This is a genomic window from Paraburkholderia phenazinium (assembly GCF_900141745.1).
Lineage (GTDB): Bacteria > Pseudomonadota > Gammaproteobacteria > Burkholderiales > Burkholderiaceae > Paraburkholderia > Paraburkholderia phenazinium_B.
Genome location: NZ_FSRM01000001.1, coordinates 389,336 through 409,615, shown reverse-complemented (window position 1 = coordinate 409,615; position 20,280 = coordinate 389,336). Strand labels below are relative to the sequence as shown.

At 62.0% G+C, this 20,280-nt stretch carries 23 protein-coding genes; 11 read left to right on the top strand and 12 right to left on the bottom strand.

Features of this window, described 5'->3' with window-relative positions:
• Positions 1-10: 10 nt before the first annotated feature.
• Positions 11-706, top strand: a complete 696-nt coding sequence (locus BUS06_RS02025) for a PepSY-associated TM helix domain-containing protein (RefSeq protein ID WP_083611483.1) — start codon at positions 11-13, stop codon at positions 704-706.
• 103 nt (positions 707-809) lie between these two features.
• Here BUS06_RS02025 and BUS06_RS02020 read toward each other — a convergent pair whose 3' ends face one another.
• The gene (locus tag BUS06_RS02020; RefSeq protein ID WP_074262751.1) at positions 810-1,085 is read right to left on the bottom strand and encodes a GlsB/YeaQ/YmgE family stress response membrane protein; all 276 of its coding nucleotides are present in this window, start codon (positions 1,083-1,085) and stop codon (positions 810-812) included.
• 412 nt (positions 1,086-1,497) lie between these two features.
• Here BUS06_RS02020 and BUS06_RS02015 point away from each other — a divergent pair, with 412 nt between their 5' ends.
• Entirely contained in the window at positions 1,498-1,734 is a 237-nt protein-coding gene (locus tag BUS06_RS02015) for a hypothetical protein (RefSeq protein ID WP_074262750.1), read from the top strand.
• Between the two features lie 26 nt (positions 1,735-1,760).
• Here the strand turns inward: BUS06_RS02015 and BUS06_RS02010 are convergent, their stop codons facing one another.
• The gene (locus tag BUS06_RS02010; protein ID WP_074262749.1) at positions 1,761-2,828 is read right to left on the bottom strand and encodes a DnaJ C-terminal domain-containing protein; all 1,068 of its coding nucleotides are present in this window, start codon (positions 2,826-2,828) and stop codon (positions 1,761-1,763) included.
• A gap of 313 nt (positions 2,829-3,141) precedes the next feature.
• Between BUS06_RS02010 and BUS06_RS02005 the strand changes: the two genes are divergently transcribed.
• Positions 3,142-4,158 carry a sensor domain-containing diguanylate cyclase gene (locus tag BUS06_RS02005; protein WP_254368718.1) on the top strand — a complete coding sequence of 339 codons (1,017 nt, stop codon included), beginning with the start codon at positions 3,142-3,144 and terminating at the stop codon, positions 4,156-4,158.
• 75 nt (positions 4,159-4,233) lie between these two features.
• Here BUS06_RS02005 and BUS06_RS02000 read toward each other — a convergent pair whose 3' ends face one another.
• A complete protein-coding gene (locus BUS06_RS02000) occupies positions 4,234-4,578 on the bottom strand; it encodes a hypothetical protein (RefSeq protein WP_074265861.1) in 345 nt (114 codons plus the stop codon).
• A 199-nt stretch (positions 4,579-4,777) separates the two neighbouring features.
• On the opposite strand from BUS06_RS02000, the gene BUS06_RS01995 reads away from it, so the two are divergent.
• From BUS06_RS01995 to BUS06_RS01980, 5 genes are all read left to right on the top strand, one after another.
• Entirely contained in the window at positions 4,778-5,431 is a 654-nt protein-coding gene (locus BUS06_RS01995) for a lytic transglycosylase domain-containing protein (RefSeq protein ID WP_074262748.1), read from the top strand.
• A 264-nt stretch (positions 5,432-5,695) separates the two neighbouring features.
• Positions 5,696-6,487, top strand: a complete 792-nt coding sequence (locus tag BUS06_RS01990; protein ID WP_074262747.1) for a DUF2242 domain-containing protein — start codon at positions 5,696-5,698, stop codon at positions 6,485-6,487.
• 397 nt (positions 6,488-6,884) lie between these two features.
• Entirely contained in the window at positions 6,885-7,091 is a 207-nt protein-coding gene (locus BUS06_RS37280; RefSeq protein ID WP_143787439.1) for a hypothetical protein, read from the top strand.
• Complete coding sequence (locus BUS06_RS01985; protein WP_074262746.1) at positions 7,088-7,363, top strand: hypothetical protein; 276 nt, start codon at positions 7,088-7,090, stop codon at positions 7,361-7,363. Before BUS06_RS37280 ends, BUS06_RS01985 begins: the two co-directional genes overlap by 4 nt.
• Positions 7,364-7,473: 110 nt before the next feature.
• Positions 7,474-8,226 carry an IclR family transcriptional regulator domain-containing protein gene (locus BUS06_RS01980; RefSeq protein ID WP_074262745.1) on the top strand — a complete coding sequence of 251 codons (753 nt, stop codon included), beginning with the start codon at positions 7,474-7,476 and terminating at the stop codon, positions 8,224-8,226.
• A 107-nt stretch (positions 8,227-8,333) separates the two neighbouring features.
• Here the strand turns inward: BUS06_RS01980 and BUS06_RS01975 are convergent, their stop codons facing one another.
• Complete coding sequence (locus tag BUS06_RS01975; protein WP_074262744.1) at positions 8,334-8,621, bottom strand: hypothetical protein; 288 nt, start codon at positions 8,619-8,621, stop codon at positions 8,334-8,336.
• A gap of 101 nt (positions 8,622-8,722) precedes the next feature.
• Entirely contained in the window at positions 8,723-9,469 is a 747-nt protein-coding gene (locus BUS06_RS01970) for a Mut7-C RNAse domain-containing protein (protein ID WP_074262743.1), read from the bottom strand.
• A 94-nt stretch (positions 9,470-9,563) separates the two neighbouring features.
• Here BUS06_RS01970 and BUS06_RS01965 point away from each other — a divergent pair, with 94 nt between their 5' ends.
• Positions 9,564-10,433, top strand: a complete 870-nt coding sequence (locus BUS06_RS01965) for an NAD(P)-dependent oxidoreductase (RefSeq protein WP_074262742.1) — start codon at positions 9,564-9,566, stop codon at positions 10,431-10,433.
• A gap of 111 nt (positions 10,434-10,544) precedes the next feature.
• On the top strand, positions 10,545-11,180 hold the full coding sequence (locus tag BUS06_RS01960) for a LysE family translocator (protein WP_074262741.1): 636 nt from the start codon (positions 10,545-10,547) through the stop codon (positions 11,178-11,180).
• A gap of 245 nt (positions 11,181-11,425) precedes the next feature.
• Here the strand turns inward: BUS06_RS01960 and BUS06_RS01955 are convergent, their stop codons facing one another.
• The 6 genes from BUS06_RS01955 to BUS06_RS01930 all read right to left on the bottom strand — a co-directional run bounded on the left by BUS06_RS01955 (position 11,426) and on the right by BUS06_RS01930 (position 18,034).
• Positions 11,426-12,250 (bottom strand): OmpW/AlkL family protein, encoded by an 825-nt coding sequence (locus BUS06_RS01955; RefSeq protein WP_074262740.1) that lies wholly within the window; start codon positions 12,248-12,250, stop codon positions 11,426-11,428.
• A gap of 146 nt (positions 12,251-12,396) precedes the next feature.
• Complete coding sequence (locus BUS06_RS01950; RefSeq protein WP_074262739.1) at positions 12,397-13,614, bottom strand: DUF2957 domain-containing protein; 1,218 nt, start codon at positions 13,612-13,614, stop codon at positions 12,397-12,399.
• A gap of 75 nt (positions 13,615-13,689) precedes the next feature.
• A complete protein-coding gene (locus BUS06_RS01945) occupies positions 13,690-15,078 on the bottom strand; it encodes a DUF2957 domain-containing protein (protein WP_074262738.1) in 1,389 nt (462 codons plus the stop codon).
• Between the two features lie 488 nt (positions 15,079-15,566).
• Entirely contained in the window at positions 15,567-16,514 is a 948-nt protein-coding gene (argC, locus tag BUS06_RS01940) for an N-acetyl-gamma-glutamyl-phosphate reductase (protein WP_074262737.1), read from the bottom strand.
• 211 nt (positions 16,515-16,725) lie between these two features.
• Positions 16,726-17,295 (bottom strand): flavodoxin family protein, encoded by a 570-nt coding sequence (locus BUS06_RS01935; RefSeq protein WP_074262736.1) that lies wholly within the window; start codon positions 17,293-17,295, stop codon positions 16,726-16,728.
• A 136-nt stretch (positions 17,296-17,431) separates the two neighbouring features.
• Positions 17,432-18,034 (bottom strand): YbhB/YbcL family Raf kinase inhibitor-like protein, encoded by a 603-nt coding sequence (locus BUS06_RS01930; protein WP_074262735.1) that lies wholly within the window; start codon positions 18,032-18,034, stop codon positions 17,432-17,434.
• Between the two features lie 371 nt (positions 18,035-18,405).
• Here BUS06_RS01930 and BUS06_RS01925 point away from each other — a divergent pair, with 371 nt between their 5' ends.
• Complete coding sequence (locus tag BUS06_RS01925; RefSeq protein ID WP_074262734.1) at positions 18,406-19,092, top strand: response regulator; 687 nt, start codon at positions 18,406-18,408, stop codon at positions 19,090-19,092.
• Positions 19,093-19,244: 152 nt separating this feature from the next.
• On the opposite strand, the gene BUS06_RS01920 is transcribed toward BUS06_RS01925, so the two are convergent.
• The gene (locus BUS06_RS01920; protein WP_074262733.1) at positions 19,245-19,931 is read right to left on the bottom strand and encodes an orotate phosphoribosyltransferase; all 687 of its coding nucleotides are present in this window, start codon (positions 19,929-19,931) and stop codon (positions 19,245-19,247) included.
• Positions 19,932-20,280: the final 349 nt, after the last annotated feature.

Genomic DNA, 20,280 nt, shown 5'->3' with positions numbered 1-20,280 from the left:
CAGGTATCCGATGAACGACCTCACGACCCGTACCGGCGCAAATACGGAATTCAAAGACCGGACTCGATCCCGCGCCAGCGGCTCGCGTTCGTTTCGCAGCACCTTTCTCAAATGGCTGCGCAAGGTGCACGGCTGGATCGGTCTGTGGGGTGCGGTGCTGGGTTTGCTGTTCGGTGTGACCGGTTTTCTGCAGAATCATCGCGCAACGATGAAGATCAAGGTCGGCGGTCCGGTCGTTTCGACCGTGCAGATGCCTGTGGATGCGGCGCAGTTCAGGACGCCGCGCGAACTGGCCGGCTGGCTGCGTACCGAACTGAAACTCGACCGGCCCGCGGAGCGCGTCACGCGTGATCCGTCCGGCCCAGTCACGTGGGGCGATCAGTCGGTCATTCAACCGGAGCATTGGGAGGTGCGCTTCAACGCGCCGAACTATCTCGTCAGTGCGGACTACTGGAAGGGCGGCACGTTTGTTAGCGTCGAGCGACGCGATCAAGGCCTCGTTGCGACGCTCGAAGGTTTGCATCGCTCGACGGGGGCGGGCGTCGGCTGGATTCTGCTTGCCGATTCGGCGGCCGGTAGCATGATTCTGCTGTCGTTGAGCGGTGTGATTTTGTGGACCGAACTGAACCGCAGACGCACGATCGGAGCGGTGATTTTCATGTCCTCGATCGCTGCGGTGATTATCCTGGGCATTCAGGCGCTTTAGCGTCTGAGCGAGCCGCACCGGGCTGATGAGCCCTGCGGGCTTGTCGCCTGGACCGGCGCAGACGGCGCGCCCGGTCCAGGTCGGACTCTTCAAAAAGCCGTTGCTAGAGCGAGCTCGCTCGGCCGCGACTGAAAAGACGAATAATGAAGAGCAGAATAACTGCGCCAATGAGCGCCGTTATCAGCGAGCCGATAATGCCGCCGCCCAGATGCAGGCCGAGCGCTCCACCAAGCCATCCACCTATGAAGGCGCCGACAATCCCGACAATGATGTCGACGACGATGCCGAAGCCGCCACCGTCGACGATGCGCCCCGCCAAGGCACCAGCAATGCCTCCGATAATTAGCCAGAAAATGATGCCATGTGAGACCGGGTCCATATTTACCTCCTGATGGGCAGAATCCGCGCTAGCGGCGAACAAGCATTCCGGTCGTGAGACCGCCCGTTCAGACGGGCACAAAGCGTGAACCGGACGGATTCCTTAAGGATCTCCAGCCGGTTTGCCGGGAATGGGTTACTGCTGAGCAAGTGGCGTGCCTCGCCGTTACCCTCAGGCAGGCCTGGTAGTGACCGGACGCCGAAACGCGACTGAAACACAGTGAACACCGGCTTCAAGCCCTTTTTTATTTATTTTTTTGCTGTTGCGCCCGCCTTGCGCGGAGCCGGATACTGAATCTGCCCGTGTTGTCTCCTCTGCGGGTGCATCAATTTGGCCCGCGCCATGCGGGCCTCTTTTGAGCGAAGTAAGCAGACGCTAGCCAGTGGATTGGTCATTTGATTCCGGAGGCGCCATGGAAGTCTGCGAAAGATGTGCCGACATTGACGGATGTCCGGTTGATACTCAACGTCAGGATGGTGTGACGTTGATCGGCGTGGCCGAGTGCAACGGTACGCTCGCACTTGAGCACTACCGCTGCGATGAATGTCAGGCTGTTATCGCCAGACGATTCATGGGCGCCACCGAGGAACGTATCTGGAGCGTCATTGAAGGCGGTCGCCGCCCATCGTTACCGCATTGCAGCGCGTGAAGCGGGATACAAGGCAGCGCGAAATGTCAGCTGTCCGAGCTATCCGGCGCACCACGGCGCGCCGCATCCGCAAACATCTCCTGAAAAGCCTGACGTTGCTCGTCTGTTAAATGCGTCGCGGCCGTGGGCATGGCAAGCGCGATGCGAAGCCGCAGATCGCCCTGATTTCCTGCCTTGTCCGATAATCCGCGCGCCGGGAGACGGATAATGCTTCCTTGCTGCGAGTTCGGCAGAACCGTAATGCGCAGATCGCGCCCGAGCACCTTTGCTTCGATGGACCCTCCAAGCGTCGCAGTCACAAAATCAACCTGCAGTTCTCCGCTCAGGTTCAGTCCTTCACGCGTAAAGTCGGCGCCACATACAACCGCGATCGAGAAGATCGCGTCGCCGGCAGCGCCACCGTTCACACCTGGAAATCCGCCGCCCGCCACGACGAGTCTCTGACCATCCCATGCGCCAGCAGGGACTGCGACGGTGTCCGAGTTCCAGTAGCTTTGCGTCCCCGTGCCGTCGCACGACGGGCACGAATGCTTGCTCGTAGTACGTCCTCCACCGGAGCAGGTGCCGCAACGCATCCCGTCGCCTGTCTGACCCCACCCGCCGCAACCTGAACACTGCGCGACCGTGGACTGGAAGCCTTTGCCCCGGCATCGATGGCAGGTTTCAGTGACTTCATAGCGGGTCGCGGCTTCGCCACCGTTCAACGCCACTTCGACAGGTACGTATAGCTGGGTGAGCCGGTTTGCTCCGCGCATGGGCAGCGGTCCGCGATTTGGTCCATACGCGCCCGCTCGGCCCGATGCAGACCTCGCGGTCCGTTCGGTGTGTCCTGCCGTGTGTTCCTGCTGTTGATGAGCTGCATTGCGAGCCGCGTCATGTGCGCGCGTGCGCATGTGCGGTGGCGCTTCGCGCTCGCCCGTGAGAATCTCGAACGCCTCCTGAACCAGCTTGAATGCCGGCTCGACGTTGGACTCCGCGCCTTTGTTGCGGTCGGGGTGGTACTTCGCCCGCAAGCGCCGATGCGCCCGCTTTATCTCCGCAGGCGAGGCAGTATTTGGCAAGCCCAGTCGTCCGTAGTATTCGTCAAGGCTCACGCGTGTGTTCCTTCGTTTTCTTGCAGAAACAAGACGATCCCCAACGTCAGAAAGAAAGGCGAAGCTGCCGCCAAAATACACGAAACCGAAAGTCTGCGAAATGGGGAGCGGGTACGTCAAAAACAGCAAATCCCTAGGTTATTTTCAATACATCCCTACACCAACCCGCTTTGGCATTCGTGGAAGACGATGCACTCTATTCACCGAGGCGCACCGGGGGCAAGTTGGGCTGTTTGTCGTCAGCGCAGCGGTCACTTCGTCAATTTTTTGTCCCGTAGAATGTGTCCCGGTAACTTGCCCGTCGGAGAGAACCTTGCAGAGAGCCTTCAGTGACGCTGTTCCCAGCAGCGAAACGCTTCTCGCGATCGTCAGAGCGCAGACAGAGATCGCCAAACTGGGACTCGATCTTGGCGGCGTCATGAGTTTCGTCACCGAGCGGGTTCAGCAATTGACGCACGCCGACGGCGCCGTCCTCGAGCTTGCTGAGGGCGATGAAATGGTCTACCGGGCGAGCTCGGGCATCGCTGCCACGCTGCTGGGTTTGCGGCTCAAGCGTAATGGCAGCCTGTCCGGTCTGTGCGTCGAGAGCGGCGAGATCCTGCGATGTGTCGACTCGGAAATCGACGCGCGCGTCGACCGGGAGGCTTGCCGGCGAGTCGGCCTGCGCTCGATGATCGTGACGCCGCTCAGGCATATGGATACGACGGTGGGTGTGCTGAAGGTTGTGGGCGCAGCGGCGGACGCGTTCACTGACGGCGACATTCGCGCGCTCGAACTGATGTCCGAACTGATTGCCGCCGCGATGTTTCATGCGGCGAAGCACGAGACCAGCGAGCTTTATCTTCTGGCTACGCGTGACGCGCTGACAGGGTTGCCGAACCGTGCGCTGTTTTACGACCGGCTGCGGCAGGCGATTCATCTCGCTCAACGTTCTTCGGAACCGCTCGGCATTCTGAATCTCGACCTCAACGACCTGAAACCCATCAACGACCGTTACGGCCACCGGGCAGGCGATGCGGCGATCAAGGCAGCCGCCGATCGCATGCACATGACGGCGCGGCGTTCGGACACGGTGGCGCGCGTGGGCGGCGACGAATTCGCCGTCATCTTGCCCGGTATCCACTCGAAGGCCGACGCCGAGCGGCTTGGCATGCGCATGGTTGAACAGGTGCGTGAGCCGTTCGAGTTCGAGGGGCGCGTGCTCGACCTCGATATCAGTGTCGGCGCAGCCGTACTTCCAGATGACGGCGTCGAGATGACTACCCTCATCGATCGGGCCGATCAGGCCATGTACGAAGCCAAGCGGATGCGAAAAGAAGGGCGGACGTGACGCGGGGACATGCACGTTCTTCGGTAGTCTGCGTAAAGGCCGACCCCTCGTCGAGCACTGAGCGGTTGAAATAGCTCAAAGCGCTTCGTAACACAGCGCCATCATCCTTTGCACCATGGTGCTCGCTTCGTTGAGTTCCATCTCGCTGGTGAACAGCGCATTCACGCTCGACAGGCGAACCGCGACACCTGCATCCAGCAGGTCTTTGCTGGCGATCTTCAGTGCCAGCTGGCCGATCCGCACCCGGTCGAGCCAGTGCATTTTCAGCCGGTTCTTGTCGAGCCACTGACGGCAGCATTGGACCACATGGTCCACGCGCCAGTCGTTAGTCAACGCGTACGACGCGGCAGCAATCGCGACCAGGAAGCACAACAGGTCGGGACGCGCGCTATCAGGCTCGGAGAATTCGGGTTTGTTCATGCCTCTCTGGCTGCCGTCGTTGATCAACACCAACACATAGGGCCGTGGCCCCGAGAATCAATACCGCTGCAATATCTACCGGATGTGGCACTGCTCGTTCCGGCCCGGATTAGTATTTTTCCGTATGTTCTGAAGATTTGCTGCCTCTTTTTCGAGCATCGGTATAATACGACCTTCTCCTCTCGAACGTTATCCGCTCATGAGCCGACTACTTTGTCTGATCATGCTGTCGCTTTGTTTCATGCAGAGCGCGTTGGCCGAAGAGAGCGACCACGACCGTATCTCGGAATATCTGACGCAAAAGTTCGGCCTCGCCAAGGCGAAGGCCGAGCAAATCTCGTCCGCCGTTCAGTCTGCCGCAGCCAAGTACTCGCTGCCGCCGGCGCTTCTGCTGGCGATCATCTCGATCGAATCCCGGTTTAAGGAAAAAGCCAAAGGCCCGCGTGGCGCCACGGGCCTGATGCAGGTCGTACCGGCCGCTCACCGCGGGCTGCTGCGCAACGTCAAAGACCTGACCGAGCCGACCGCCAATATCGAGGCGGGCTCTGCCATTCTGCACGGTTACATGCAATCGGCCGGCGGCAATATGAGTCTCGCGTTGAAGAGCTACGGCGGTTCGATGGCTTACGCGCAGATGGTGAGCACACGGGTCGAGACGTTTGCGCCGGTTGTCGCCGAACAGGGCGGCGCGGCGCGTTCGGCCGCGGACGACGCAGCATGCGACGGCCGCGCAGCCGACTGCGCCACATCCGTTGGTGGTGCTCGCACGTTCTACATTCCTTCGGCAAGCGCGGTGCCGGGTTCATCTTCGATCGGTCTGTCGGCCGCTGGCACGGCTTCGGCGGCGCCCTGATCCGATGACCTGACCTTACCGGTCGGGCAAGCCGCGTCGCCCCGAGGCGCACGAGGCATTCCGGTGACCGCCCGGCCGCCTCAGTCGGACCACTGGCCATTCTGACATCGCCCCGAACGGCACGCGCCGCACACCGCGCTGACCGAAAGCCTACAAACCTTTTTGTTTCAACGTGTTACGCGCTTTGCCCATTGTTTTCGCTCTGTCAGGCAACCGCTCTACAATGCATGCCATTCGACGTTAAGTAGTCTGCCTTCCGGAATCATGCGTACCTCATTTTCTAAAGCTACCGTAGCCTCGCTGTTTGGGCTGCTCGGGCTTGCCGCCTGTTCAAGCTCGTCACAACCGAAATTCCAGCAGGAACAGTTCGATACGGGCGCGAGCCCCTTCGCCCGCAATTTCAACGCTAGCACCGCCGACACCTGCGAAGCCGCGCGTCGCGCGCTGCTGAGCCAGGGCTACATGACGACATTGACGCATCCCGATACCGTCGACGGCACCAAGAACTTCCAGCCCACCGGCGATTCGCACGTGATGGTGGAGTTTCACGTCGTTTGCACGCCGGGTGAAGAAGCCAGCGACACGAGCATCGTCTACGTGAATGCGGTCCAAGACGGCTTTGCCTTGAAGAAAAGCGATACGTCGGCGAGCGTCGGTCTGAGCATCATCGGTTCGGTGTCGTTGCCGATCCGCTCGAACAACGACGAGATGGTGAAAATCTCCAGCGAGACGATTCCGTCGGGCAAGTTCTACGATCGCTTCTTCGGGCTCGTCGATCACTATCTGCAGACGGTCGTGCGCACTGACCCTGTCAAGTCGAGCGTTGTGACAAGCACGCCGCTTCCCGCCGTCTCGACAGTGACCACCGCTGCGCCCGTTCCGATCGTGCCGGCGCCAATGATGGCGGCCAACCGGGTGGTGGCCCCGCCTGCGAGCGCATTGAACACGCCGGTTGCGTCTGGCACGCCGGTGGCTCCTGTGTCGTCTGTGGAGCCGGACATTCTGGGCCGCCCGGATTTGACGCAGCCAGCCAGTGCGCCCAGCGTCAGCCCATAAGAACGCGCGGTGCTGGTAATCGGTTGATCGGGGCTGAGTTTTTTGCCCCGCGCACTTTTTTCCAGGCGCGTACGGCCGCAGAGTCCCGGGCACCACTCCGTATTTCTCCCCCTTCAAGATTGTCGCCGGCGCGCCGTTTAACCGGTGTCACTGCGGTGCGGTTCCGAATCAGGTGCCGCCCGGCCAGTCGCCAGTCCCATCAGTGCGTTGCGGTCGCCAGCGCACATACCGCACTGCGCCAATGCGCGCACATTGAGGTCGGGCGGCGCAGACGCCCGGCGCGCACGAGTTTGATCGTGACTGTTGCTATTTAGTCAAAAACCTCACAGCGGTGCGCCATCGAGGCATAAAGTTAAAGTGCTTTCTCAAGTTACTGGTGCAGTGCGGGGGGTGTTCGATGAAACGCAGATCAGCACGACAGCTTGTCCGTCTACTCTCGGACATCAGACACGCTACTCATTGCAGTACGCTGCGGGCCGCGGCGACCAGCCGGGCCATCGAACTGGCCGCTGCTGAAGCCGACGAGCCGTCCACGGAAGACAGCGATAGTGTCGACGACACGCGGGACGTCGCCCAGGACGAACGCTCGTGGAGACGGTCATGAGAGCTGCCTGCGAACAATCCCTGCGCTTTCTGGTCGAGAAGTGGCTGGCGCCGGCTCCGTCGAATCCCATTCGTGTCACCGAATTCAGCCGCACGCGCGCGGGCGGCAGACGCTATGTACGCGTCGAAACTGCCTTGGCGGAGGGTGACCGGAGTCTGTTTTTCTTCCGGCACGATGACGGTTGCTGGTGCGTGTTTCCGCCTACTGCCGACAACCGGAAGGCCGCGCAGGAGAACCTGGCCGAGCGGTTCGGATTCGCCCAATCCTGGTGAGTGAAAGCCTGGGATTTTCAAACAGCCGTTACTGGATGTCTCGCGCGATAATCGCGCAATCGCGTTGACCTGTTTGCAGGACGGCGCCCGGCGGACATCAGGCGGAAACCATGGATGACAAGGACTGGATCGCCGGCGCGGCCAAAGCGCTGGCGATCATCGAAGCGTTTGACGAGGAACATGCGCGCATGACGCCAACGATGGTCGCAGCGCGCGCGGGTCTATCGCGAACGGCGGCGCGCCGCTACCTGCTGACGCTGCGCGAACTCGGTTACGTGGATACCGACGGCAAGCTGTTCTGGCTTGCGCCGCGCGTGCTGCGCCTCGGTCAATCCTATCTGGACTCGGCGCGCTTGCCGCGCACCGTGCAGCCGTTCCTGCAGCGGATCACGGCGACGCTGCAGGAAACCGCGCTGGTCGCGATTCTCGACGAACACGATGTGGTCTACGTGGCCCGTAATGGCGTGAACCGGGCGATGGCGGTCGGCTTCGTGCTGGGGTCGCGGGCGGCGGCGCCGTTGTCGTCGGCGGGTCTGGTGCTGCTTGCCTTTCAGACGCCGGAGGTCATCGAACGATGGCTCGCGTCGTACGAAATCAAGGTTTTCACGCCACAAACCTACTCCACCATCGAGCAGCTTCGCGAGGTGCTGGGTGAAGTGCGCCGCAACGGCTACGTCGTCACGGATCAACAGCTCGAGCTGGGTATGCGCGGAGTCGCGGTGCCGTTGCGCGACCGGCACGGCTCGGTGGTGGCGGCGATCAGCGTCAGCATGCCGATCGGCCAGGAGTCGGCTAATGCCGCTTTGCATCGGGTCTTGCCGACGCTCCAGGAAACCGCCAGCCTGCTACGCAATCTGGTTTAGGTAGCGGCATGAGCGGGCGTTTTTCAGGGATGTCGCGGATCTGGTCCTGCGCGGTTCAGTTGCTGAAATGAAATGAACTGAACTCAGCGCAGCAGACCGGTGAGATGTTACGACGCGTCTGCTGGCAGACCGCGGCGGATCACTTCGGTCAGGAGGCCCGTCATGCCTTCCGGATGCGTAGCTGCGCGTTCCTTCAGTTGCTCGACGAGTTCCGCGTTGAGCTTGCACGCAAAAGGCACGAGTCCCTGCGCCTGGTCGAGCTTGCGTTGTTCGCGGCGGTCGAGCACGGGCGTAGCGGCGGAGCCTTTGCCGAAGCGGTCGGCGGTCGTCAGCTTCATGGAATTGGTCAGTTTGAGGGCCTTGTTCTTCTCAAGGTCGGTTTTTTTCATCGGCATTCGGAAAGCCTCAGCAGGGTAGGGAATCCCGCATTGTACGCATCCGCGCTGGCCTGCCAGCCGGACACGGGTTCCAGCGGAGTCGAACGTCGTGGGTCAGCTCAGGCGCGCTCATTCGCCATGCTGTCCATTAACGCTCGCATGCGCTGCCAATGAGTGCCCTCCCAGAACACGCGCCGGCATACGTCGCAGGTGACGAACTGGCTGTGGCGTTCGAGCACGCCTTCGGGCGCGCGGCCTGCCACCTCATCTTTGGGAATACGCCGCAGCGGAACGTTGCAGGTCAGGCACAAGCGAAACGGACGGGCGCTGCCGGCCAGATCGAGCCGGTCGAAAATCTCGCGCAATTGCGCCTTGGGTTTGAGCGTGCGGACATAGCAGCCGTGGGTGATCGTGCGCCGCTTGAGCAATTCGCGGTCACGGGTCAGCACGATGCGCTGTTCGGCGGCGGCCAGCACTTCGATGTCGGCGTCGGGGTAGTGGTTGTCGTAGAGCGTGTCGAAGCCGGCTAGCCGCAGCAGTTGCGCGAGGCCGCCGAGGTGGGCATCGGCGATAAAGCGCGTCACACGCAATGGGTGTTCGCGCACGCGCAGCAGCGGCTGGATGTCGAGCGCCTCGAACTTCGGATAAACCGCCACGCGGTCGCCGTCCACCAGCTGACGCTCGAAGCCAACCGATTCGCCGTTCACCAGGATCAATTCGACTTCCGTATGCGGCACACCGAGCGCTTCGATCATGTGCTTGGCCGTGGCGGCATCCGCGCAGGCGCAACTGAACGCGCGGCGGCGCAGCGGCCGGGCGAGGAAGTCGTTCAGCTCCTCATAGAAGCGGAATGTCGCGGTGACCATCGCATCAGTATGGCACCGGGGGGCATTGCGCGCTGGCTGCACGTCTCGCGGCGCTGTGCTCTACTTTCACCTCTTCGAAAGAGTGGAGCGAGAGATGGACATCGGTTTTATCGGTCTCGGCGAGATGGGTGTCGCCATGGTGCGCAACATGCTGAAAGCGGGTCACACGGTGCGGGTCTGGAACCGTTCGCCGGAGCGCGCGCAACCGCTGGTCGCGGAGGGTGCGGCGGTGGTCGGTTCGCCCGCCGAGGCATTTACCGGCGACGCCGTGTTTTCGATGCTCGCCGACGATACGGCGCTGCGCGAGGTGATCGACGCGACGTTGCTGGAACACGCGCCGCGCGGGCTGATTCACGTGAACATGGCGACGATTTCCGTGGCGCTGGCTGAAGAGCTGGCTCATGCCCATGCAACGCGTGGACTGCACTATGTCGCCGCGCCCGTACTGGGACGCCCCGACGTGGCGGCGGCAGGCAAGCTGACCATCGTCGCGGGTGGCCCGGCTGAAGCTATCGAGCGTGTGCAGCCGGTGCTCGACGTGATTGGCCAGAAGACCTGGCGCATCGGTTCGCAGCCACAACAGGCGAACGTCATGAAGCTCGCTGCCAATTTCACGCTCGCCTCGGCGGTCGAAACGCTCGGCGAGGCGGCGAGCCTCGTCACGGCGCACGGCGTGGCGATGCAGGATTTTCTCGACGTGATCACCGCGGGCCTGTTCACGGGCCCGGTCTATCAGGGCTACGGCAAGCTGATTGCGGAGCGGCGCTATGAGCCGGCGCTGTTCAAGGCGCGTCTTGGACTGAAGGACGTGCGTCTGGCGCTGGCCGCCGCCGATGCGGTATCGACGCCAATGCCGGTGGGGAGTCTGGTGCGCGATAACCTGATCGATGCCATCGCGCATGGTGACGGTGAGAAGGACTTCGCGGTGCTAGGAGAGGTGTCGGCGCGCCGCGCCGGGCGCTGAGCGCGCGAAGCGGGCGTAGTAACGCGGTCGCAACGGAAGTCCCCTGCACCTTGCGGCCGCAGGGGCAGGCATAATGCCTGTCCCGCTGATTTTTTACCGTGCCATTCATTCATGAACCTGCATACCTGGTGTCTGTACGTTGCCACCGTCTTCGTCGTTTCCGCCATTCCCGGTCCGAACATGCTGCTCGTCATGACACATGGCGCACAGCACGGGCTGCGCCGCTCGGGTGCGACGATGGCCGGTTGCCTGTCGGCGCTCGTTTTGATGCTGTCGGTCTCGGCAGCGGGACTGGGCGTGTTCCTCGAAGCGTGGCCAGCCATGTTCAACGCGCTGCGGATGATTGGCGCGGCCTACCTGGTCTATCTCGGCATCAAGGCCTGGCGGGCCCCTGCAGACGAAGGCGTGGCTCACCGCACAGATGAACTCGCCAAGAAACCGGCGCGTTCGCGCTTTGCGTTGTTCCGCAACGGCTTTCTGGTGGCGGGCAGCAATCCGAAGGCGATTCTGTTCGCCGCTGCTTTGCTGCCGCAGTTCGTCGACGCCAGCCGCCCGACGCTTCCGCAATTCGGCGTTCTGGTCGCCACTTTCGCGGTGATCGAGGTGAGCTGGTATCTGGTCTACGCAGGCTTTGGCACTCACATCGGCGCGCGGCTGAAGAGCCGCAACGTGGCGCGGGCGTTCAACCGTCTGACGGGCGGCGTGTTCGTGGGCTTCGGCGCGATGATGGCGCTGGTGCGCCGCTAGGAGGGACTTCGTACGGACTGGCAGGGTGTGGCAGGGGCGTCGCCGTAGTTACCGGGATTTCGTGCGATGTTGCATAAACGCAACATCGAGGGTCAACCCTAATTCCGATGTTGCGTCGCACCAAACGCTTTGCTATGATTTGCCTTGTCTCCTCCATGTCTCCTCTGATATGGATTCAGCCCGCCCAAGTAGGCGGGCTTTTTTTCGTCCTGCGTTTTCGTGCAGCGGCGTTTCCTCCGTGCCAACTAGAACTTATACGAAACGGCGAGGAACGAGATGATCGGATCCGCCTTCAGCGTGGCCCGGCTTACCGCGAGTTCGGTGCCGTCGGCTGCCTTGACGATCACCGACGAGGTCGTCTTCAGCGGGATGTACGTGATCGAAGCCAGCAGACCCCAGTGATCCGTGATGTTGTACTCCGCCCCCGCATTGAACACCGGTTGCCATGACGACGACGCCTTGGCCGACACCTGCGTAGTCCCCGGCTTGCCAGCGCCCGCGGCGAGCACCGAGCCAAGGTTGTTCTGCGTCGAGGTGACGAAGTTCGGATTCAACTGAATGTCCGAGAACCAGTTGTACGACACCCCGAGACCGAGGAACGGCCGGAACTTCGAGGTGGGCTGGCCGAAGTAGTACTGCAGGATCGCCGCCGGACTCCATTGGCGCACACTCTTGATGATCGGATTGCTCGACGGGTCTCCCAGATTCTGACTGCCAAGTGCGCCGGCCGGCCCCGGCGGCTTGATCGTGCCCTGACCGTAAACCTTGAACACCGGCGGCACGCCCGCGACCGACGACAGCGCAATATGGTCCGTGAAGAAGTGGGTAATCACAAGACCGGCTGTGTTCGCGTTGTTGGTCGACAGGCCGGTGCCGCCCGAAGTGAACGAGTTCGGCAGACGCAGCGGCGTGTTGATCGGCGTCGGTGCGACATTGGTCGTGAGCGCCGAACTGGAGTCCTTCGGCGCCACGTGGAACCAGCCGAGCACGGCGACGTTGTCGCCTGCCTGCTGGGCGTGGGCACTAAGCGAGAGGCACGCGGTCAGCGCCGCGATGAGCATTCTTTTCATGACGTTCCTCCTGAGCGGGCGCTCCTGCTACGCGCGGCGGCGGGGTGGGTTTCCCGCGTGGTCGTCGCGTTCCGGACGGACCCCGGCTGCGGCTGCAGCCGGGGAGCGGTCGCCTCGTTACGTGGTGACAGTGCTCACTGCGTCCATCACTGGACGAATGCGCCGATCGTGAAGTAAGGCGACGCTGGCGTCGTCAGGTCGAGGTAGCCGAACACGCCACCCGTGAAGATCATCTTTCCGGTCGGCGTAGTGCCCGTCGATGCGCCGACCTGGGTCGTCGTCACCTCGCCAGGAATCGCCTCGGTGAAGTCGAGATTGAGCGCGGTTGCGAGCGACGCCTGCGACGCATTGAACGGATCGAGCAACGTGGCCTGAGTGCCTTCGAGTGCCGTGGTGCGGTAGTCGAACTGGCTGTCCACGCCGATGTACTCACCGTTCTGCGAGTTCACCGCGACCGCGGTTTGCGGCGCGAGAATCGAAATGCCGGATTCGTCGTCCGCCAGCAAGGCCGCCGGATTGGCGACGCCGGTGCGCACGAGGATCGGCACGAGCTGGCCGCGCAGCTGGCCGACGATCATGAAGCCCTTGGCCTGCGGCGTGGTGGCGAGCGTGGCTTTCGCCTGGCCCTGGAAGTTGTCGGTTTCGAACGCTCCGCTACCGTCGGCCGACTGTACGAGGTTGGTCCCGGGTTGCTCGCACTTGCCGGCATTGACGCCGGAGTTGTCGCACTCGGTCCAGGTGCCGTCGGCGTTGATCGTGATCTTTGCGTCCACCGAGACCGGCAGGAAGTCCTGCGACGGAACCTGGTGGTAGCCCAGCTGGTTATACGTGCCGGCGAGGCTCGCGATGTTCGTTTCAATCGACGAAAAGCCGATGAACGGGTAGTACGGGAACGTCGTATCGGGCACGGCGCCTACGCCGAGCACACCGGCAAACTGGATCTGCGCGCCGGGGATCGTGCCGCCTGCCACGCCTTCGCCGACGAAGATACGGGCCGGTCGGGTCGGGTCGAGGCTCGCGCCGTTCAGCTGATAGGCGCACTGGTTGAGCTTGGCGGTCGGCAATTGCGTGACCGGAGTCAACGTGCCGCTGGCGGTCGTGCCTGCCCGCGTCGGGGTGACGGTGCCCGTGGTTTGCGGAATTGGCGACTCGATGTAGCTGATCTGCCAGGTCATCTTGGTCGTATCGAGCTGCAGCTTGACCAGTTCGCCGTCGCCGCCGCCTCCGGTGTAGACCGTGTTGTAGTCGAGCGTGGTGGGACACAGCGCTGTGACCACCGGCGCCGGCGAACTGCCGCCGCCACCGCCGCACGCCGTCACCAACGGCGCTGTCAAAGCCAGTGCCGCAAGGATTTTCCATTTCATACTGCCCCCTCCTGAATGTTCTCGTTTTCGATGGCCGGCTCCCTGTCCGGCCATCCCCTCGATCTGATCGTCTCGTTACTTGTTGACGTTGGCGCCGACGCCGAAGTACGGCGTTTCCGCTGTACCCGATATGGCCGAAGTCGATGCCACGCCGTTGTTTTCCTCACCCTGGATGAGGATGGCGTACAGGCCGCCCGCAGCGATCGCGTAGCCAGTAGCGCTGCCGCCGCTGGTCGTCGTGGCGGTGACATTGACCAGCCCCGGACTTGCCGCGACACCGTAGGTCAGGGCGAATCCATCTTCGGCGCTCGAGGTTGCCGGATTGACGAAGGTGCCCGTGGCGCCGTTGATGAGCGTCGCGGTGTAGTTGAAGTTCGAATCCGCGCCGACATAACCGCCGTCGAAGCCGCCCGAGGCGAGGGCCGTGGCCGGAGCGAGCATGGCGATGCCGGACTCGTCGTCGACCGCCAACGACAGGAGGTTGGTATTGACGTTGCCGGTGCGCACCACGAGCGGGATGGTTGCCCCGTTCAACTGGCCGAGGATCATGTGCGCGACGCCCGATTTGCCGGTCGGTATCGTCTGCGCAATGATCTGCGGAGCCTCGGTGCTATCGAGATAGCCGTTGGCGTTGACCGTGTACGGGTTACCCGTCGTCAGGCAGCCACCCGTATTGGGCGAGAAGCCGGTGGTGCTTTGGGTGGACGTGCAGGTGCCGGTCGCATCGAAGGTTTCGATGGTGTTCGTGCCCACGGTTGCATAGTTGCCCGAATTACCAGAAGGCGTCAGGTGATAGAGGAGGCCGTTGTAGGTGCCCGGCAGCTTCGTGATATCCGTGGTCGTGCTGGCGAAGCCGAGGAACGGATAAAAGTCGAAATGACGGTTATCCACCGCGCCGAGGCCCAATATGCCGGCGAACTGGATCGTGGCGCCCGGAATACCGCCGCCTGCCACACCCTGGCCGATGAAGATCGTCGGCGGATTGGCGGTGTTGAAGTCAGCGGTGGTGTTGTAGGTACCGTTGGGTCCAGAGCCTGTGCCCGGCTCGAGGATGAACGCGCAGCGTATCTGCTCGGCAGTCGGCAAGGCGCCGGTAGGCGGATGCGCCACCGAGCCTGTGATCTTCACACCTACGCGGGTCGGGGTCACGTTGCCCGTCGCAAGCGGAATGGGGGATTCGAGCCACGACAGCGTGTAGGTCATCGCCGTCGCGTTGATGTTCAGGCTCACCACTTCGCCGCTGCCGGCGCCGCCCAGATACGTTGTATTGCCGATATCGGCGGTCGCAGGACAGAGCGAAGCAACCGTGCCCTGCGGCGGCGGCCCTTGCGTCGGACAGCTCGATCCGGAACATTGCGGCGTGTTGATCGCTGCGGGATTGCTGGCGTTGCCGCCACCACACCCGACCACCAGGCAGGCGGTCAAAATAGCCAGTACAAGGCCTCTAATTATGGCGTACGACATGCTGCTGTCTCCCTTTCGTGTAATTGTGCGAAGTAATTTCGCTGCGCGTTTAAGGGCTGTCAATTGACTGAACCGTCTAAAAAGGTCGATTCAAACAGCCTCTAAAACGCGCGACTCTTGCCACCGTGAGGTTTGCGAGCCTTTTAAACAAAAAACGAATTTTCGGATGCAGCAGCTGAACGTTGCTTTGCAGCACACGCTTGCCTGTCAGGGCTTTGGGCAAAAAGGCTCTATCATCTGCGAACGACCGTTCGTGGAAAAATCGGGTGTTTCCCTAGGCGGCAATCTATGCAGATTAATTCGCTGTTCTGCACGATTTACCGATCCATGTATAACGGCCGGATTTTGTTCGAAAGTAATTGGGAGTAGTACCGATTACTCGCAAGCGATTTGAAATGTTCAAGCGGGGATTTAAAACGCAAAAGGCCGGTTTATAAAACCGGCCTTTGGGCTTGAATGGCGTCGAAGCGCCGTCGGGAAAGAAGCGCTTAGTGTTTTAATCCGCTGTCTTCGGCGGTGCCGATCGCGAGGTTCATGCACTGGATGGCTGCGCCCGATGCGCCCTTGCCCAGATTGTCCAGACGCGCGACGGTGACGAAGCGTTCTTCATTGCCAAACACGAACAGGTCGACGCGATTGGTGTCGTTGTTGGCCTGCACGTCGAAGAAGCCACCGTCGAGGTTGGCTTCGGAGTCGAACGGAGCGACGCGCACGAATGCTTCGCCTGCGTAGTATTCGCTGAAGAGCGCAACCACATCTTGCGGCGTGGCTTTCTTCGCCAACTGGCTGGGCGAGAAGAAGGTAGTGACCGCCAGGCCCTTGTAGAACTCGCCGACGATCGGCGTGAATATCGGTGCCGACTTCAGACCCGTATGCGCTGCCATCTCCGGCAGATGCTTGTGCGTCAGACCGAGCGCGTAAGGGCGCGGGCTCTTCAGCCGGTCGTTGCCGCCGGCTTCGTAGTCGGCAATCATCTTTTTGCCGCCGCCGCTGTAGCCGGTGATCGAATAGCTGTGCGCCGCGAACTCCGGCGCGACCACGCCCGCTTCGACGAGCGGGCGCATGGCCAGCACGAACGCCGATGCGTGGCAGCCCGGCACGGCAATGCGTTTGGCCGTGCGCAGCCGTTCGCGTTGCGAGCGCGCCAGCTCCGGCAGGCCGTAAGCCCAGTCCGCGCTAGTGCGAAACGCGGTGCTCGCGTCGATCAGGACGGTGTGGTCGTTCGCGACGAGCGAAGCCGATTCGCGCGAGGCCACATCGGGCAGGCACAGGAACGTGACATCCGACGCGTTGATGAGACGACGGCGCTCCTCGATGTCCTTGCGCTTCGCTTCTTCGATACGCAGGATCTCTACGTCGGCGCGTTGCGACAGGTATTCGAAAATCTTCAGGCCGGTCGTGCCTTCCTGTCCGTCGACAAATACTTTCGTGCTCATCTCACTCTCACTGGCTTACGGGAAAACGGCGGGGAAAACGGTGGCGCTGAGTTGCGCCGGAACGCTATTTTAAGACCTGACGACGGCACGCGTGCGCAAACATCGTCGAAAAACGACGTTGCGCCGTGCAAATGACATTGAGATGACGGTTTTATGCGGCAGATACAATCCGTTGACGGCGGATTCGCGCCCGCCGCGGACCGGGAGACGTCTACTTCGCGGCACTCCAGCGCGCCGTCACGGCGGCGACCCGTGCGCCGAATGCCTTGGCCGTTTCGAGGTCGCCTGGCGGCGGGGCTTCCTCCGGCGTGGCATCCGCCGGCGATTGCGTGAGCAGACCCGTAGAGCCGCCGACGTAGTTCAGGTCGTCGCGCGTCGCCGCCTTGGTGTTGGCCGGCATCATGCCGGTGCCCGCCCAGATCATGCTGTGCTGCATCGCCAGCGTGACGAAGTACTGGATGGTCGAGAACTTGTCGCCGTTCATCGTCGCAGAGTTGGTGAAGCCAGCGGCGATCTTGTCTTTCCACTTCTGGCCGAACCACACCTTCGAGCTGGCGTCGGCGAATTTCTTGAAGTCGGCCGATGGGCCGCCCATGTAGGTCGGCGCGCCGAAAATGATGGCGTCGGCGGCGTCGAGTTCGGCCCAGCCGGCATCGTCGACATCGCCCACTGCGAGCAGTCTGGCGTCGGCGCCGGCCGCGAGCGCGCCGGCGAGCACAGCCTCGGCGGCTTTCTTCGTATGGCCATATCCGCTGTGATAAACGATGACGATCTTCGGCATGAGATGCTCCAGGAAAGTTGAAGGGAGGACGAGGACGAGCGGTGCGGGCGCGCGGCGGCGGGTTTGGCCGCGGCGATACTGCGCCATCCGCCGGACCTGGGTAACCGCAACGCCGCGGCCTTTGCGGGCGCGTCTTTTAGCGCCCGTAGTTCACCACCATTTTTGCACTACCGATCGTTGCAGTGCCGATCTCGTGGTCGAACATGAACGCCGGGCGGCCCTGGGCGAGCCGCAGATCGGTCGTGTTGAGCGCATACACGGTGATCACATAGCGATGCGGCTTGCCGGCCGGCGGACACGGGCCGCCATAGCCGTCGATCTCGAAGTCGTTGCGTGCCTCGACGGCGCCAAGCTTCTTTATGTAGCCTGACGCGCTCGCATTCTCAGGCAAGCGGTCGATATTCGCAGGGATCTCCGCGACGGCCCAGTGCCACCAGCCGGGACCGGGTGCATCGGGATCGAAGATAGTGACGGCAAAGCTGCGCGTGCCTGCAGGCGCATCGTGCCACGATAACTGCGGCGAGCGGTTCGCACCCTTGCAGTCGTCCTGATCGAAAACCTGGGCGGTGTCGACCGTGCCGCCATCGCGGAAATTGGTACTGGTCAACGTAAAGGGCCCGTCCGCGAGCGCACGCGGCCCATGCGCGACGGCAAGCGCGAGACTGAGCGTCGCAATGGCAAAAGACGACGATCTGGAGCGGGGCGAAGCAAGCGAAACGACCAGGCAACGCGAATGCATGTGCCTATTCTCCTTTGTCGACCGGCGCCTGCGCTTTAGCTGTCAACCAGAGTTCGCGCTTTTAGCGCGGTACTCCGGTCCCATGCAGCGCAGTTACGCCGGTCCCATGCAGCCAGGGGTGTGAGCGTCCATCCTCAGGATCATTATTGTCCCTATTTTGTGTTCCGCGGTCGAATCAAGATTAACATTTGGTTGAGCGGGGGCCTTGTAGCGCCCGTTCTGACAGGCCGCGGACAGGTGAAATCAGCTATAGTCAGCGGAATTGCGCCCGTGGGCCGGCAACGCAAGGGAAGTCACGAATTTAGTACCTGGAATTTAGAATGATGCATGGCTGAAGTTTCGGAGAGCGTGCTATCAAGCGAAGGAGAGCCATGCCAGAACCAGTCAGAGTCGTTGTAGCCGATGATCACCCAGTGATTTTGTTCGGCGCAGAGCAAGCGCTGCTTAAATTCCCCGGCATCGAAGTTGTTGCACGCGCGCGCCAGTCAACGGAACTCATGAAGATTCTGCAGACCGTTCCCTGCGACGTGCTGGTGACCGATCTCGCCATGCCCGGTGGGCAGTACGGTGACGGTCTTCCGCTGATCGGTTACTTGCGCCGCAATTTTCCCAATCTGCCTATCGTCGTCCTGACGATGCTCGAGAACGCCGCGCTGCTCAAGCGTCTCAGCGAACTCGGCGTGACGTCGGTCGTCAACAAGGCGGACGATCTGAGCCATATCGGGCTCGCGGTCCAGCACGTCAGCCGCCATCTCGAATACATGAGTCCATCGGTCAAGGCGTCGCTCGAGACATTGCGCATGAACGCGGGCGGCAAGACCGACGAGGTGATGCTGTCGAAGCGCGAACTGGAAGTGGTGCGGCTGTTCGTGTCCGGGATGACGATCAAGGAAATCTCGGAGCAGTTGAACCGCAGCATCAAGACCATCAGCACGCAGAAGAACACCGCGATGCGCAAACTCGGTCTCGAACGCGATTCCGAACTGTTTCAGTACGCGCAGAGCAACGGTCTGGCAAATCTGTCGTCGGGGACCGCGGGGGAACTGAGCGATCAGTGATCGCGTTGCCTGACGTGTCCCTGCCAGCGGCATAAAAAAAAGCTGACTGTCGGAAAGACAGGCAGCTTTTTTTGCATCCACCAGCGGCGTGGGTTAGAACCAGACCGCGTTGCGGCGGTCCCTTCCCGGCCTACGTACTTGAAACCCGGTGCTTACTGCGGCGACGCTGTCGCACCGCCGTGCGCGGCCGACCACTCAGCCGGTGCGTGCAGGAATTTTTCCACTTCGTCGAGCGTCTTCGTGTCGAAGTAGCCTTTTTCCTTGGCGATGCGCAGGACGTCCCACCAGGTGGCAAGCGCGTGCAGATCGACATCGATGTCTTTCAGCACCGACACGCTTTCCTTGAAGATGTTGTAGTGGAACAGTACGAAGCAGTGGTTCACCGTCGCGCCCGCAGTGCGCAGCGCGTTGATGAAGTTGATCTTGCTGCGGCTGTCGGTGGTCAGGTCTTCCACCAGCAGCACGCGCTGGCCTTCGGTCAGCAGACCTTCGATCTGTGCGTTGCGGCCGAAACCCTTCGGCTTCTTGCGCACGTATTGCATCGGCACCATCAGGCGGTCGGAGAGCCAGGCCGCGAACGGGATGCCGGCGGTTTCGCCACCGGCGACCGCGTCGATCTGCTCGTAGCCGACGTCGCGCAGGATGGTGGCTTCGGCCATTTCCATCAGGCCGCGGCGCACGCGCGGATACGAGATCAGCTTGCGGCAGTCGATATACACCGGGCTCGCCCAGCCGGACGTGAAGATGTACGGTTTTTCCGCGTTGAAGTGAACTGCTTGCACTTCCAGCAGCATCTTGGCGGTCGTGTCGGAGATCGTCTGGCGATCGAAGCCTGTCATGGGCGGATCCTTGGTGTGAGCGAGAGGGCGCGGGCGCATTGGCCCGGTGGCGCAGCAAGCGGAGTGTTCCGCGCCTGATGGGCGGAATACGTAGCCGGTCAGTGGAGTGCAGGCCGGTTTTGCTACGCGCGTAGGCCGACATTTTACCCGATTCGGACACGTCCGAGGAGCCGGTCGTGCGTGAAAACCCGTAAAGACAGCGATAGCAGCGGCAAGCGGAAGCGGCGAGACGACGCTTTTGGGTGGGGAAGGGTGCTCCGATGGTCGCGTCGCCGCGTGTCGCGCGGCGGTCTTTTTGGCTTGCTTGTGGCCCGGGCAAGCGCCGATTACACTCACGCGAATTTTCACG